Source organism: Mojavia sp. (assembly GCF_059505145.1).
This window is the reverse complement of sequence record NZ_JCACKA010000124.1, coordinates 41205-58097: the sequence shown is the minus strand read 5'-3', so window position 1 is coordinate 58097 and position 16893 is coordinate 41205. Positions and strand designations below refer to the sequence as shown.

Below are 16893 nucleotides of genomic sequence, written 5' to 3'. Positions count from 1 at the left end.
TAGTAAATTGTGTTCTGCTGACCAATAATTAAAGATGAGTAAAAAATCTAATTAAGTGAGGAGTGACTGGTGAAGAATCGGGAAAACCAAATTAAATTAAGCTTAAAAATTAAAAAAGCCGGATTCTTCATTTTCAGTTTAAAATTTTTACTTTTGAATTGTTTTAATATATTGCCAGCGACAGCGGCTGAAGAACTTGTATTGAGCATAGTTCAGAGTCCCGAAAATGCCAATCAATGGACAGGGATAACCAACCGCTTACAGGCAGCTGGAGTAAAGTATTGTGTGATTCCCCTAGCTGATGTTAGGAGTGCAGCAGATTGGGGGGAGCGCAGAGTATTGTTTTTGCCCAATGTAGAGTCATTAACACCGACACAAGCTATTACCTTAGAAGAATGGATGAGTAAAGGCGGACGCTTGATTGCCAGCGGCCCAGTAGGTAGTCTGTCAGCACCAGGAGTACGCCAGTTGTTGCGGACACTTTTAGGAGGTTATTGGGGGTTCAGCCTCAATGATACGCAACAGTTGCAACCCGCGAAAACTAAGCTGAAAGAAGAATGGGCAAACCAAACCGGACTCTTTGGCAAGGTGCATGGTGGCGTTGTAATTCCTGATAACTTGACTACTTCAGCTGCTATTTGGAATTCTCAAGATAATCCCGCCGCAGTAGTGACAACTGAGCGTTCTACCTTGTTTGGCTGGCGTTGGGGGGTAGATACAGCAGCAGCACCAGAGTTAGATAGTGCCTGGTTAAAAGCTGCTCTCAACCGTCATCTTACAGCTTTCCCAAAAAGTAAAAAGACAGTAGAAGGAGGTTCCCAAAATTGCTCTACTTCGGTAGCGACTGCTCCGAAAACTCCTACACCACAACCAGTAGTATCTGTCCCGAAAACTCCTACACCACAACCCACAATCACAAATCAAAAACCCCAGTCGCCTCAAGCCAGACCAATCGCCACTGCACCCCAACCCAAACCATTGGTAAATGCTTCACCCCCACGTTCACAGGAGGCGATTGACCAACTAGAACAAGCGGTGCGTTTGGATGTTGTACCTAACTCTGGTGCGCCGATTGACAGCACAGAGGCGATCGCCCTCCAGCATGAGCTAGAAAATCTGATTGGTCGAGTAGAAAGCGCCCGTCTAGCGGCGTTGGCTTCTAACTCTGGTAGCGAGGAAGTCAGTTCTAGCAAACCTCAGTCTCTCAAGGCACAAGATGTACAGTTGGTTTCTAGCACAGCAGGCGTACCAATCCTTGATCCAGAGCAAGCATTAACCCAGGCAAGGGAAATTGCTAAAAATTTACCTCAGTTAATTGCTCAAAAAAACTTTGCGCTGGCTCGTCAGCAGTGGCTCTCGGCAAAGGCGGCTTTGTGGAACCAGTTTCCGCTTGATCGCAGATTGGCTCAACCAGAAATCCGGTCAGTTTGGTTAGACAGAGGAACGATTGTCCGGGCAGGTAGTGAAGAGGGATTAGCCAAAGTTTTTGATCGGTTGGCACAATCGGGAATTAATACTGTATTTTTTGAGACAGTCAATGCTAGTTACACCATTTATCCCAGCCAAGTTGCGCCGCAGCAAAATCCATTAATTCGAGGCTGGGACCCACTGGCAGCAGCAGTAAAATTAGCTCACGCCCGCGGTATGGAATTACACGCTTGGGTTTGGGTTTTCGCTGCTGGCAACCAACGTCACAATGAGATTATCAACGTTAATCCCAATTATCCAGGGCCAGTGCTGGCGGCTAATCCCGATTGGGCAAACTACGATAATCGTGGCAATATGATTCCTGTTAATCAGAACAAGCCATTTTTCGACCCAGCGAATCCTCAATTACGGCAGTACTTACTCAAGTTATACGAAGAAATTGTCACCCGTTATCAGGTGGATGGTGTTCAGTTAGACTACATTCGCTATCCTTTTCAAGACCCAGCCGCAGGAAGAATTTACGGCTATGGTAAAGCGGCAAGAGAACAGTTTCAGCAACTTGCTGGCGTAGATCCTGTGAATATTTCTCCTAGCGATCGCGACCTATGGCAAAAGTGGACAGCATTCCGTACTGAGCAAGTTGATAGTTTTGTTGCCCAAGTTTCCCAACAGTTGCGGCAAAAGCGACCGAATTTGATTATGTCAGTTGCCGTATTTCCCCTGCCAGAAATTGAACGTATTCAGAAGATTCAACAGCACTGGGAAGTTTGGGCCCGGCGAGGAGATGTAGATTTAATTGTTCCTATGACTTATGCTCTGGATACTCCTCGCTTTCAACGACTGGCACAACCCTGGATTGCCTCTACAAAATTAGGATCTACTTTGTTGGTACCAGGAATTCGTCTGCTTTCCTTGCCAACAGTCGGGGCATTTGATCAACTGCAATTAGTCAGGGACTTGCCAGTTAGTGGTTACGCACTCTTTGCCGCCGAAAATTTGAACAACGAGCTACATAAAGTTTTTAGTAGTACGCAAGGCAAGGTGCAACGCATAACAGCTGAACCGATTCCTCATCGCCAACCTTTTCAAACTGCCGTTATTCGTTATACTGCCCTACAACGAGAATGGAAGTTTGTTTTGCAAAACAACCAATTGCGAATGCCTGCTGCGACGATTTCAGAATTTAACAATCAAGCAGAAGTTTTACAAAGAGCTTTAAGTCAGCTTGCTACCGCACCTTCTGCCAGTAAATTATTAACAGCAAGAGCCTCACTGACTCAATTCCAGTCTCAATTTAGAACTTGGATGCGCCAAGAGGCTATAAACAATCCCTATCAAGTCAAAGCCTGGGAAAATCGTCTTGCAACTATCGAAAGGCTATTACGTTATGGCGAACGGCGGGATCTGTCACGTTCTTAGGTGAGAGATACATTTTTTATCCCAAGCCGATAGTCATTAGTTATTAGTATTAAATTTTGCATAGATGCGAGAATTATAGCTAATTAGGCGGACATGATATTAGCAGCAAAATATTTAGAAGAGACTTACAATACTTTAATTAAATAAATATTTCTTGGATCATAGCTATCCTCAAGATTTATGCAAACCGTACCTCAGCTTCTGTGGCTAAGATGCTTAAGGTCAATTACTGACTTTTCGCCGTTAACGGTTGAGCCAGAAACACCAGTGTTGGATGTGATTGCAATCATGGCACAACAAGGTAAAAGTGCCTTGGTAAAGTCAGCTTCGCAGGTTATGGGCTGGTTTACCGAGAAAGCTTTGGTGAAGCTTGTGGCTTCCGGGATTGACTTGAGAACAACTAAGGTTTCTGAAGTGATGCAGACTTCAGTTACGACACTGAAGCTGTCTGAATCTCTTGATATGTTATCAGTACTTTCACAACTGCGTCAATCTCAGTTGGGTTTACTTCAACTTGTAGATGAGCAAAGTCAACTTGTTGGCGTGATCACCCCTGAAAGCATTTGCCAAGTGTTAGAGCAACAGACAAAGGAAACTAGAAATAAATCCGAGATTGCTGAAGAAAGAGTGCAATCGCTAGAGTCACTAGTGGTAAATGCTAACGATGCCATTCTGATTTCTGAGCGAGCGATCGCTTTACAAAAGATAAATCAACAACTACTGTCTGAGATTGCTGAACGCAAAATAGTAGAGGAGCAACTACGGCAATCCCAGCAAATGTTGCAGTTAATTATTGATACCATCCCCCAGAGTGTTTTTTGGAAAAATCAAAATTCTATTTACTTAGGCTGTAATCGCAAGTTTGCGAGAATGGCTGGTTTTGAAAATCCAGAAGATATTGTGGGCAAGACAGACTATGACTTTCCCTGGAAGCAAGAAGAGTCAGACTTATATCGCCAATATGATGCCAGGGTAATACAGACTAATACACCCCAATATCGCATTTTAGAAACCCAACTGCAAGCTAATGGCGAACACATTTGGATAGAGACGCACAAAGTTCCTCTTCATGATGCCGGAGGTAATGTGGTTGGGATTCTTGGCACTTATGAAGATATTACGGAACGTAAACAGGCACAGGAAGCTTTAGAAAAAAGCGAAGAACGATTTCGTTTTTTGGCTGAATCCATTCCGCAACAAGTATGGATAGCCCAAGCAGATGGCGAGATTGAGTACGTTAACCAGCGTACACTTGACTATCTAGGCTGCAACCAACAGGAGTATTCTCAACGCGAATGGCAGCAATGGACACATCCAGAAGATTGGCCCAGGTATATCGTTAGCTGGCAAAAATCCCTAGCCACAGGAGAAGCTTTTGAAGTTGAATTTCGCTGGCTGAGAAATATCGACAAAACTTATCGCTGGCATCTGGCACGTGCTTTACCCTTACGCGATTGCGCGGAGCGCAGTGCCCTAAAGGGCAATCGCCAAGGAAAAATTGTAAATTGGTTTGGTACGATCACAGACATTGATGCTCGCGTATCAGTAGAAATTGCCTTACGGGAAAGCGAAGAACGCTTCCGCAATTTAGTAGAAGCTTGCAGCGATTTAGTGTGGGAAGTGAATGAAAACGCTTTATATACCTACGTCAGTCCTCAGGTACGCGATATCTTAGGCTACGAACCAGAAGCAGTGCTAGGAAAAAGCTTTGTTGAATTTATGCCTCTACAAAGGCAAGAAATGGTTGCTAACAATTTTGCCGAAATTTTTGTAACACCCCAACCGTTCCAATGTCTGGAAAACATTCAGATTCATCAAGATGGCCATTTAGTTGTACTCGAAACTAGTGGTGTGCCAGTCTTTGACTCTAAAGGTACATTTCATGGGTATCGCGGCATAAGTCGAGACGTTACACCCCGTAAACAAGCAGAAGTATCATTACAGGAGACTCAACAGCAGCTACAAGCAATTCTGGATAATTGTTCAGCAGCGGTTTATGTAGTAGATTTTCAAAATAGACTAGTGCTGATCAACAGCAAATTTGAAAAGTTATTCGATACCACCCAAGCAGAGATATCAGGTAAAAGCATTTACGATATTTGGAGTTATGAAATTGCTGATCAGTTTGCAGTTACCAACCGCAAGGTAATTGCAGGTGGTATCCCGATAGAGGTAGAGGAAGTCGTCCCTCACGAGGATCGATTACATACTTACTTATCGATTAAATTTCCTTTAAAAGACGCCAATGGCATACCTTATGCAAGTTGTGGCATTTCTACAGACATTACTGAGCGTAAATTAGTTGAAGAATCACTTTTACGCTTTCACAAAGCTATAGAAAGCACAAGCGATGCTATTGGCATGGGAAGCATCACAGGTGAGGCGATTTACATCAACCCGGCATTCATTAAACTATACGATTACACTTTGGAGCAATTGCAGGCTGTTGGAGGAGGAGCAGCTATTTTTAAGTATCCAGAAGATTATACAAAAGTACAGAATACGATTAAAAGTAACCAGTCGTGGCGCGGCGAAGTGACGATGCAAACGCGCAGCGGAAATATTGTGTATGTAGACTTGTGTGCTGATGCCATCAAGGATGCTACAGGTAAAACCGTGGGGACAATCTGCACCCATACCGACATTACTAAGCGCAAGCTGGCAGAGGAAGGTTTAAGGTTACGCGATCGCGCGATCGCAGCTAGCAGCAATGGCATTATTATTGCTGATGCCAGCATCCCAACAAGACCAATTATCTATGTTAATTCTGCCTTTGAGCGGATGACTGGTTACTGTGCAGCAGAAGTAATTGGCCAAAGCTTTTGTTTGTTCCAAAGTGCTGAGATTAGCGAACCAGGGTTACAAGAACTCAATGCTGCTATGCAAGCAGGTAAAGACTGCACCGTAATCCTACGTAAACTTCATAAAGATGGTAGTCTTTTATGGAACGAGTTAAACATTTCTCCTGTTTATGACGTTACTGGTGTACTTACTCACTATATCGGCATTCAAACCGATATTACTCAGCGTAAGCAGGCGGAAACGGCATTACTTGTCAGCCAACAGCGGTTGCAATATTTACTTTCTTCTACCCCCGCTGTAATCTATACCTGCAAGATATCTGGAGATTATGGTGCCACTTTCATCAGCGAAAATGTTAGCGCTATGATGGGCTATGAAGCCAGGGAATTTATAGAAGATTCCGGTTTTTGGGCTAATCATATCCATCCTGAAGACATATCTGCTGTTTTTGCTGAACTTTCAAAGGCGCAAGCTCAAGGTTACTACACCTTGGAATACCGCTTTTTGCATCAAGACGGCAATTATCGTTGGATATATGACAAAGCTAAGGCAGTGCAAGACGAAGCTAGTAACTTAGTGGAGTTTGTCGGTTACTGGGCAGATATCACAGATCATAAGCAATTAGAACAAGAACTAATATTAACACTAGAGAAAGAAAAAGAACTTAACGAACTTAAATCTCGTTTTATTTCCATGACTTCCCACGAATTTCGGACGCCGTTAAGTACTATCCTTTCTTCTTCGGAGTTACTAGAACACTATCGCCACAAATGGAATGAGGAAAAACAACTTACTCACCTGCGCCGCATTCAAACCGCTGTTAAGCGCATGAGCGAGATGTTAAATGATGTGTTGTTTATTGGTAAGGCAGAAGCAGGAATATTAGAGTATAGACCTACATCTCTAAATTTGGTTGAATATTGCCGTCATTTAGTAGAAGAAGTTGAGCTAGATATCAGCAATCAGCGCTTAATTTCTTTTAGCAGCCAATCACAATTCATACCATGTTGTATGGATAAAAAATTGTTAGGGCATATTTTGAGTAACTTACTCACAAATGCGCTCAAATATTCCCCATCAGATAGCACTGTCAACTTTACTCTTACTTGCCAGGATGGGCAAGCAATATTTGAAATTCAAGACCAGGGAATTGGCATTCCTCCCGAAGATGTACCACGTATATTTGAATCATTTCATCGGGCTAGTAATGTTGATCATATCCTTGGTACTGGATTAGGATTGGCAATTGTCAAAAAGTGTGTAGACATACACCAAGGTAAAATATTTGTCACCAGTACATTGGGTGTTGGAACAAAGTTTACTGTCACTTTGCCATTAAATAACTAAATGCAACGAGAAAGAAATTATGCCGAAAATTTTAGTAATTGAGGATGAAGAGTTAGTTCGTGAAAATCTTTTAGATTTACTGGAAGCTGAAGATTTTGATACAATTGCTGCTGCCAACGGCAGAATCGGGGTAAATTTAGCAATTGCGGAAGTTCCTGATTTAATTTTGTGTGACATGATGATGCCGGAACTTGATGGTTATGGAGTTTTATCTACATTACGTCAAGATCCATTAACAGCGACAATTCCTTTCATTTTTTTAACTGCTAAATCCGCTAAGGCTGATTTTCGTCAAGGTATGGATATGGGTGCGGATGACTACCTGACTAAGCCATTCACTAGGGCGGAATTATTAAGTGCGATCATGAATCGCTTAGAAAGACAGACTACCTTAAAAAAATATTTATTATCCAATCACACTGCATCTATGACATTATCTCCTAAAATGCAGTTATTAGAACAAAATTTACAGTGGGTAATTCTACAAAATAAATTTCACGAATTTGAGTTATATTATCAACCAATCATAGATATTGCTTCTGATAAAATGATCTGCGCTGAAACTCAATTATGTTGGCAAAGCCCTGAATTGGGTACAATTGCTTCAACAGAGTTTTTACAGTTAGCAGAGTCTACAGATTTAATTTTACCTATTGATAAATGGGCATTAAAAACTGTTTGCGAACAAATTAAAAGTTGGCAAAACAGTCTAACATCCTTTTCTTTAAGTATTGCTTTAAATGTGTCTGGGCGACAATTTTATCATCCTGACTTTATCCAAGATATACTTACTATTTTAATGGACAATGATTTGACACCACAGCATCTAGAAATAGAACTCAATGAAAGCATCATTATGCAAGATGTCAGTAGCGCGATCGCCATCATGAATAAGTTAAAATTTTTAGGCGTAAAAATTGCTATTGATGATTTTGGTATAGGTAATTGTTCTTTAATTAATCTGAAAAATTTGCCAATTAATACATTAAAAATTGGTCGTTATTTTTTGCATAACCTTGATAAAAATCACCAAAAAGCATCAATCACAAAAGCTGTGATTGAAATGGCTCATAATCAGAATTTACGAGTAGTAGCTGAAGGGGTGGATACAGAAGCAGAACTCTCTTTTTTACGCCAACACAACTGTGATGCTATACAAGGTTTTCTATTAAGTCGTCCATTACCAGCAGCAGAATTAGAAAATTTTTTTTTAAATGGCAACTATATACCTATATAAATAAGTTTTCAGTTTTTATTTAATTACTCTTTTCACTCAGCACTTCATTACTCAGCACTTCATTACTCATACAAGAGCAGTATTTCGATGATAGAAATTAGTGTCAGTTTAGTAAAGGCTTGGGCATTGCTCAACCACTATAAAGTTTGTTTGGCAATGCCATAAGCTTGTTGGGTATGTAGGATTGGCTGACTTGGCTACTATTATAATGACACCATCTTAGAGATTGTGTTAGGTTTTGAGTATAAGTTAGCGTATAAATTGTATAAATTGTATACTAACAATTAAATTAAGAATTACTTTATAAAGTTTTTTGGTAAAGGAATGGCAAAGCGATCGCTTCAAGCCTCAGATGAAGGCATTAGAAAAGCTAAACAAGCTTTTAAGCGCAAAGGTTGGACACAAGAATATCTAGCTGCTTCAGTCGGTTTAGATACGCGACAGCCTATTTGGAAGTTTTTCACTGGTAAACCAGTTGACCGTCACGCCTTTAACGAAATTTGCTTGATTTTAGACCTAGACCCATCAGAAATCTCACAAAATCCCATTATAGAGGAATTAACTCCTTCAGAGAAGCCCACCAATTTTGCTCTAGATATTGATAGCCTTGTGGCAAAGTTGCGGTCTGCTCACTACGATAAAATTCAAGCCCAGTGCGCTACTCTATATTTATTAGATATTGCCCGGCCTATTACAATAAATGAGCTTTACGTTGATGTCAATATTCTAGAAGAGATCAATAGTAAAACATGGCTAGAAATTAGCGATTTACAGAATTTCAATAGCTATGAATTTGACCGATTTGGCTTAGGTAAAGTACGTCAGAAGAGGATTTGTGGGTTAGAGGCAGTTTCACAATATTCCAAGCTAATGGTACTGGGAAAACCAGGCTCTGGTAAGACTACATTTTTACAATCGCTTGCCATTAGTTGTAATATGGGAGTTTATCAGCAAGATTGCCTGCCAATTTTTATTAATTTGAAAAACTTTGCTGAAGACACTAGAGAACTTAATCAAAGTAGTTTACTAAATTATCTTAGTGAATATTTTGATAATGGCATTGATGAACAGCAACTGATTACAATATTAATTAATGGTAAAGCTTTAATTTTATTAGATGCTTTAGATGAAGTCGCCGCGGAAGATGGTGATAAAGTTATCAAACTCTTACGTCAGTTTATAGAGAATTTTTATAAAAATCGCATAATTATTACTTGTCGCATTGCTGCCCAACATTATAAATTTCAAGGATTTACTGAAATAGAAATTGCTGATTTTACCAAATCGCAAATTGCTACCTTCGCCAACAAATGGTTTTTGGCAGTTGCAAAACAAACTCCAGCTAAAGCCCAAGCTTTGGCAGATAAGTTTATGCAAAACTTAGAATTAGCCGAAAATTCACAAATTTTAGAATTGGTAACTACACCAATTTTATTAAATCTTACTTGTTTATTATTTCAGTTTGTCGAAGATTTTCCATCTAAACGCTCTGAACTATATAAAAAAGCCTTGGATTTGCTGTTAGTACGCTGGGATGAAGCGAGGGGTATCAAACGAGATCAAGTTTATCGAGATTTGTCACTGCTACATAAAATTAAGCTGCTTAGTCGTGTGGCAGCAATTACTTTCGCGCAAGGAGATTACTTACTGCCAGAAACTAAAATGCGGCAATTAATTGCTGACTATTTATCTCATCTTCCCAATGCTGCAACTGATGTAGATGCTTTGGAATTAGAAAGTGAGGCTGTGTTAAAAGCAATTGAAGCTCAACACGGTTTGTTAATCGAGAGGGCAAGAGGAATTTATTCTTTTTCGCATTTAACTTTTCAAGAGTATTTCACAGCTAGAGAAATTATTGCTAATGCCAATACTCAAACACTGCAAGAACTTGTTAATCATATTAATGAAAAACGTTGGCGAGAAATTTTTTTACTAAGTGCGGGAATGTTGCAACCAGCTGATGCTTTATTGAAGATAATGAAGCAAAAAGTTGATACGTTAGCAAAAAATGCAAAATTGCAGGCTTTACTGAGTTGGGTTTCCCAAAAATCCCATGCAGTAAATCTTTTCTATCATCCAGCTGGTGTGCGTGCTTTTTACTTTACCATTGCCCTTCCCCCAGAACATCCTCTAGCTCGCAATCAAAATTTTGCTATATCTTTAGATGATCGCTTGGCTGGTACTCTCTCTATTGATTTAGCTTTAGATCTGGCTTTGACTCATGCTCTGGCTGTAAGCTTGACCATAACTTCTGATATTTTTTTCCAACGCTTCTCTGCGTTGAGTTTAGCTATTGACCTTGAGCATTTGCTGAAGGATAAACCATCTTTAAAAACATCCTTGCAAAACCTCAACAACCAGTTACCTAAGCCAAATCAAGGTAGAGAAGCACTAAAAATTTGGTGGCAAACTCATGGCGAAACTTGGATTGGAAAATTGCGAGATATGATGATTAGCGATCGCCAAATTGGTCATGCTTGGCAATTCAACGAAGAGGATTGGCAAGACTTACAGCAGTATTGGGATGCTAACCAATTACTACTAGATTGTCTCAATAGCGCTGATGATGTCACTTCAAATTTACGTGAGTCGATTAAGAACAGCTTGTTTTTGCTTGGTAGTTAAAATTATCGGACTTTAGGCTGGCGACAATTAGAGATTTTTCAGTCTAAAGTGGAAAAATTGTCATAATTATTGCTCTCATGAAAGTTTCAGGGCGTTTCTTGCTGTTAGTCTTATTCTTTGCTACAGCAGCAGGCTGCAACCAAACTCGCGCTTCCTTGGATAATGACACACCGCAACCATCTGTATTTTCATCTCAGCCAAAAAATAACGTCCGTACTGAACCCCTTTCACCTACACCCATCCGCATCAACCTGAAGGATTTGCCAGCGCCCTTTGCCACAGAAAGTGCTTCCAAAAGACCTGATGTTGTATCAATTCCGCAAGATCCAGTACTGCGTGTACCATCAGGATTTACAGTCAACATCTTTGCTGAAGGGCTAGATGCGCCGCGTTGGTTGGCTTTAACTCCTAGCGGTGATGTGCTAGTAACAGAAACTAGGCAAAATCGGATTCGACTGTTGCGTGACACTAACAAAGATGGGGTAGCTGATGTGCGCCAGACCTTTGCAAGTGCCACAAATGGCATCAATATTCCCTTTGGTATGACTTTTGCAGGTGATTTTTTCTTTTTGGGTAACACCGATGCAGTTTTAAGGTTCCCCTATACCAAAGGTCAACAGCAACTCACTGGTAATGGTGAAAAAATTGCTGACCTTCCTGGTGGTGGCTATAACCAGCACTGGACACGTAACGTAGTAGCTTCACCTGATGGTAACAAACTATATGTTTCTGTTGGTTCCCGCTCAAATGTAGACGAAGAACCTCTGCCAAGGGCTTCAGTACAGCAGATGAATTTGGATGGTTCCCAGCAACAAACTTTTGCTTATGGCTTGCGTAACCCAATCGGTTTGGACTTTCATCCAGTAACTAAAGAACTTTACTCGACTGTCAACGAACGAGATGGTATTGGTGATGACTTAGTACCAGACTACCTCACACGTCTCCAGCAAGGAGAATTTTATGGTTGGCCTTATGCTTATCTGACACCAAACAACATTGAACCACGTCAAAAAACGAACGACAAAAGCAAACGCCCCGATTTAGTAGCCCGTACCCGCACACCAGATGTATTGTTCCAGGCACACTCAGCCGCATTAGGTTTGCAGTTTTATGATGGTCAGACGTTTCCTGCAAAATACCGTAATGGTGCTTTTGTGGCTTTTCGTGGTTCTTGGAACCGCGATCGCGGTACTGGTTATAAAGTTGTATTTGTTCCCTTCAATACTCAAGGGCGTCCACAAGGTTACTATGAAGATTTTCTCACGGGTTTCTTGCTAAATCCATCTGTACCAACTACTTGGGGGCGACCAGTAGGTTTACTTGTATTACCTGATGGCAGTTTATTAGTAACAGAAGAAGCCAATAATCGTATTTATCGGATTCAATATACAGGGGGTTAGGGCATTGGGCATTGGGCATTGATAGATTTTGATTTTTCCCAATATTCAATGTGCAATGATTATCAGCATTTCCTTGTTGAACTTAAACCTAGCTTAATGTGATTTAAGTTAAAGTATTCAACAATCCACAGTTATAGCTATCAGCTTCAGAGATTATTTATGACTCAAAATGAGAATAATCCTCAGACCAACAACGCCCAATCCTCTGACCATTCTGGTACAAGATACTGGGGTAACGTGGAAGTTGTAGAGGAGGGAGAGAACTATAGAATTAGTCGTGTTGAAATTAAGCCTAGACACGGCATTAAACCACAAATTCATTATCACCGCAATGAACATTGGGTTGTAGTCTCCGGTGTTGCTAAGGTAACTTGCGGTCAAGAGGAAATATTATTGAATCGCAACGAGTCAACTTATGTTCCAGCAGCAACATTACATAAAGTAGAAAATCCAGGGTCGATTCCCCTTGTGATTCTGGAAATTCAAAATGGTGAATATTTAGGCGAGGATGATATTGAGCGTCCTTATGACCTCAATTTGGTAAGCCTGTAACTGAAATGTAAAAAATGCCGTTACCCTTAAAGGTGACGGCTACCGTAACTAAACTGCATTAGCTTAAAATCGATGTAGATATTTCAATGCCCAATGCCCATTTTCATACTTGGTGGTGAAACTTGTTTCATTGGGACTGCCATCTGCCTTATTAAAACCATCCCTCTTGTTCTAGAGTTTCGATGAGTTGCAAACCACGGGGGTCGCCTACGCCTAAGAGTGCGGCTTTGGCATCCTCTCTTACCCCTAAATCTTTGTCTTCAGCAAAGGCTTGAATTAAAGCATCGATCGCAGTGGCATAAACCACGTTAGATGGGAGTTCGCGGCACAACTGTCCAATTGACCAAGCGCAGTTACTCCGCACTGGTGCTACAGGGTCTTGAACTAAGGCTTCAATTAGTGGTGGTATTGCGCCTAAAACTGTCTCATAACTGACTTCTGCCATTTGTGCTAAAGCAGTAGCTGCCCACAAACGCACTGCGGAAATATCAGTTTTGAGGGCGTCGGCTAGGGGTGCTAAAGAACGGCGATCGCGGCAGTTGCCTAAAGCCCATACAACACCTTTACGCACATAGCCATTCCAATCGCGGTTTAGTTGGGCAATTAACGGTTCGACTGCATCTGCACTAGGATTGCGTCCAATGCCATAGGCTGCACTCACCCGTACCAAGGGACAGGTATCAGTTAACAGACGGATGAGATGGGGAGTAGCGCGTTCATCTTCAAGGTCGCAAAAAGCACGCGCCGCTAGCATCCGTTGCTGCGGTTGAGGGTTTTCTAACAGAGCTAGCATCACATCTGGATCGGGTTTTGCCACTTCTGATTCAGCAGTTAGCGGCTCCATGTGATCTAAGGGGCTTTCTAGCTCCACTTCGAGATCGAGTAGGCTTAGGTCGTCTTCGTCATACATATTTCATCTAAATCCCTGACCGGGATTAACACATAACCCGGAAGACAAGGTTTTTGAATTTTGAATTTCGCGCGGCGGTACTAGTTTATTTTTCCATATTGAGTGATTTTACCATCCACAGGGATTGGGTTTGATAACCAAGTTGATTGTAAAGATTTAATGCTGGTTGATTTGATTGAAATACTTGTAAACCAATCTGGCGATCGCCTCTTTGAGTTGCCCAATTTTCTACATATTTCATCAAAGCTGTACCAATACCCCGCCGCCGATGTTCTGGCACAACATACAAAAGAAAGATGTGAGCATGGCGACTTCCTCCCACCTGATCTATGGCATTTCCTACCCACAGGCAAGCAATGGGAGAAGTGGGGGAGGAGGAAGACGCGGGGACGGGGGGACAAGGGGACACGGAGAAAGAACTCTCGGTGTCTTCTTCCCTTACTTCCTTATCTACCCACCACAACGGCGTTTTACTAGAGAAGTATTGCTCGACTGTTTGCGCTAAGTGAGAAAAATCCGCCTGTGGAAAAATATCCTGGTAACTTCGTTGCATGAACTTTACCAGTAGCGATCGCTCCAGGGCAGAGCCAAGGCGAATATTATACCCAGGTAGCAGTTGCTCAGGCACTTTTGACACTCATTTTTGAGTTAACTCACTGAAATATTGGGTGGAACAATCACCCCTACCTCTTCAATTGGCGCAGGGGCTGCCATATCTGAGGGTAAAAAGATACGGGCGCTGACTGCGACTAAAGCAAACATGAATACCAGCACTACGAGCAAAGGAGCAATGTATTGACGAAAAATAGCCATATATGGATTGCAAGGAGCTAGAAATCTTTTTCTGAAAACTAGCTATAGATTTGTAAAGTTTTCTTGGTTTATTTTAGCGATGTTCTGGGTATAGCAAACACAAGGTTAGCGCCGATTGCGAAGCGCAGCGTCGTTACCGACGATTGCGAAGCGCAGCGTCGTTAGCGCCGATCGCGCTCCAAATCATCAAGTACTCGCTCAAAATACCAATTCTCCTGCATTCCAGGATAATTTTGCTTGGCCTGCTCAACTAACCGTTCGGCAGCTTCTATGTCACCATCTAACCTCCTGATTAGCCGATTTTTGATATCGCTATCAGAGAGAAATTCTTCTGCTGACTGGTTTGATATCCTGCCGTTGAACGACTGGGACTGCTCTCTCCGCAATTGCCAAAATAAAACGTAATAAAGTGTGCCAAAAATTAAAATCAGGCTGAGTGTTCCTAAAAAAGTTAAGAGGTTAAAGCCCAAAAATCCTAAAACTAACTGTGAGAGAACGTAGCCCAGTAACAGTCCAGTGAGCAAGAGGATAAATGTGCCGACAACAATAACTATTTGGTTTCCCATAAATCCTCTTCTTCATCATCAAGTCCTGGTCTAGAAATTCCCACTGGTTGAGGGTTCCAGGGGGCAAATACTGGCAACAGGAGTAGTCCTGGCACGGCAGCAACGATGGTAATTATAAAAAATACTGGCCAACCTGTGCTTTGTGCGATCGCCCCACCTGGAGATGCCAGAATATCGCGGCTGACAGCCATCAAGCTAGAAAGCAAAGCATACTGAGTCGCAGAAAACTTTTGGTTACAAAGACTCATTAGAAAGGCCACAAAGGCTGCTGTCCCTAAACCACCGCAGAACTGTTCTATGTTGATCGCCAGAACCAGAGCTTGGTAGTTTTTACCTGTATAAGCTAGAGTCAAGTAAGCAAAATTACTTAAAGCTTGCAGGATGCCAAACACCCAAAGTGACCGATTGATGCCAATCCTACTCAAAATCGCACCACCTGCCAGTGCCCCAACAATGGTAGCAATTAATCCCATACCTACCTGAATTGCTCCAATATCGGTTTTAGTGAAACCAACTTGTAGCAAAAAGGGCGTGGTCATATTGCTCAGTAAGGCATCACCCAGTTTGTAGAGGGTAATGAACAAAAGAACAAAAAGGGCTTGGATCACTCCTTGACGCTGGAAAAATTCACTAAAGGGTAAGATGACGGCATCGGTTAACGAGGCTGGAGGGCTAATTTCCTTTGGTTCCGGTGCTAACAAGGTGGCAAAAATCCCAATCACCATTGTACCTGCCATAAACAAATAAACTGATGACCAGGGCATTCTATCAGCAAGTATCAATGCTAAAGCACCTGATACTAACAGGGCAATGCGATAACCCAAGATGAAAACTGCTGCCCCAGCGCCCATTTCTAGTTTTTCCAAAACGTCGGTGCGGTAGGCATCAACAGCAATATCTTGAGTTGCACTCAAAAAGGCAATGACTATAGCGTTAATGGCTAGCAGCTGTAATGCTTGTTTGGGTTGCTGGAATCCCATGATGGCGATCGCAACTACTAAGGCCAGCTGCATCACAATTAACCAACCCCGCCGCCGCCCCAAAAATGGCATAGTGAATCTATCGAGAAACGGCGACCAAAGAAACTTTAACGAGTAAGGCAAACTGGCGAGGCTAAACCACCCAATGGCTGCCAAATCCACCTTTTCTATAGTCATCCAAGCTTTCAAGGTATTACCAATTAATAACAACGGTAAACCAGATGAAAACCCTAGTAATAATAAAGCCGCCATCTTGCGGCTACCGAACAGTTGCAGCAGCGATCGCACTGGATTCATAATTTCGAGGTTTCTCCTCACCTCTGACGAATTGCAGTTATATTGCCACAGCTGTTGTATGATTTCACGCCAATATGCAAAATGGGGGCTGGGGATTGGGGAAAAGGGGAGGGGGAGACAAGGGGACAAGGGGACAAGGGGAAGGGGGAGTGGACAGTTTGAGGTTCAAAGCTTGGATTATTGTGTTCTGAACTCGAAGTGTCGAGTAAAAAGCTCAGATTGTCGTTTTCTGAACTCGAAGTGTCGAGTAAAAAGCTCGGATGGTCGTGTTCTGAACTTGACGTGTCGAGTAAAAAGCTCGGATTGTCGTGTTCTGAACTTGAAGAACGAGTAAAAAGCTCGGATTGTCGTGTTCCGAACTCGAAGTGTCGAGTAAAAAGCTCGGATTGTCGTGTTCTGAACTTGAAGTGTCGAGTAAAAAGCTCGGATTGTCGTGTTCTGAACTTGAAGAACGAGTATCTAAGCTTAAACTGTCTCCTTCCCCCTGCTCCCTGCTCCCTGCTCTCCTGCTTTTCCT

General features: G+C 42.0%; 11 protein-coding genes. 6 read left to right on the top strand and 5 right to left on the bottom strand.

All coding sequences use genetic code 11. From position 1 onward, the window contains the following. The first annotated feature begins 69 nt into the window (after window positions 1–69). From AC5JL8_RS33445 to AC5JL8_RS33420, 6 genes are all read left to right on the top strand, one after another. Window positions 70–2847, top strand: coding sequence for a glycoside hydrolase family 10-like protein (locus tag AC5JL8_RS33445; protein WP_495883993.1), 2778 nt, complete (start codon window positions 70–72; stop codon window positions 2845–2847). 180 nt (window positions 2848–3027) lie between these two features. Further along, window positions 3028–6996 (top strand): PAS domain S-box protein, encoded by a 3969-nt coding sequence (locus tag AC5JL8_RS33440; RefSeq protein WP_495883992.1) that lies wholly within the window; start codon window positions 3028–3030, stop codon window positions 6994–6996. 19 nt (window positions 6997–7015) lie between these two features. After that, entirely contained in the window at window positions 7016–8233 is a 1218-nt protein-coding gene (locus AC5JL8_RS33435) for an EAL domain-containing response regulator (RefSeq protein WP_495883991.1), read from the top strand. A gap of 324 nt (window positions 8234–8557) precedes the next feature. Then, window positions 8558–10858 carry an NACHT domain-containing protein gene (locus tag AC5JL8_RS33430; protein ID WP_495883990.1) on the top strand — a complete coding sequence of 767 codons (2301 nt, stop codon included), beginning with the start codon at window positions 8558–8560 and terminating at the stop codon, window positions 10856–10858. A gap of 77 nt (window positions 10859–10935) precedes the next feature. Further along, window positions 10936–12258 carry a PQQ-dependent sugar dehydrogenase gene (locus AC5JL8_RS33425; protein WP_495883989.1) on the top strand — a complete coding sequence of 441 codons (1323 nt, stop codon included), beginning with the start codon at window positions 10936–10938 and terminating at the stop codon, window positions 12256–12258. 159 nt (window positions 12259–12417) lie between these two features. Next, on the top strand, window positions 12418–12810 hold the full coding sequence (locus AC5JL8_RS33420) for a phosphomannose isomerase type II C-terminal cupin domain (protein ID WP_495883988.1): 393 nt from the start codon (window positions 12418–12420) through the stop codon (window positions 12808–12810). A 151-nt stretch (window positions 12811–12961) separates the two neighbouring features. Here the strand turns inward: AC5JL8_RS33420 and AC5JL8_RS33415 are convergent, their stop codons facing one another. From AC5JL8_RS33415 to AC5JL8_RS33395, 5 genes are all read right to left on the bottom strand, one after another. Next, on the bottom strand, window positions 12962–13720 hold the full coding sequence (locus tag AC5JL8_RS33415) for a HEAT repeat domain-containing protein (RefSeq protein ID WP_495883987.1): 759 nt from the start codon (window positions 13718–13720) through the stop codon (window positions 12962–12964). An 85-nt stretch (window positions 13721–13805) separates the two neighbouring features. Further along, window positions 13806–14348, bottom strand: coding sequence for a GNAT family N-acetyltransferase (locus tag AC5JL8_RS33410; protein WP_495883986.1), 543 nt, complete (start codon window positions 14346–14348; stop codon window positions 13806–13808). A gap of 20 nt (window positions 14349–14368) precedes the next feature. Continuing rightward, window positions 14369–14533, bottom strand: a complete 165-nt coding sequence (locus AC5JL8_RS33405) for a DUF8624 family small hydrophobic protein (protein ID WP_495883985.1) — start codon at window positions 14531–14533, stop codon at window positions 14369–14371. 161 nt (window positions 14534–14694) lie between these two features. Next, window positions 14695–15099, bottom strand: a complete 405-nt coding sequence (locus AC5JL8_RS33400; RefSeq protein ID WP_495883984.1) for an ABC transporter permease — start codon at window positions 15097–15099, stop codon at window positions 14695–14697. After that, complete coding sequence (locus tag AC5JL8_RS33395) at window positions 15084–16376, bottom strand: AmpG family muropeptide MFS transporter (RefSeq protein WP_495884243.1); 1293 nt, start codon at window positions 16374–16376, stop codon at window positions 15084–15086. The genes AC5JL8_RS33400 and AC5JL8_RS33395 overlap by 16 nt, the downstream gene beginning before the upstream one ends. Window positions 16377–16893: the final 517 nt, after the last annotated feature.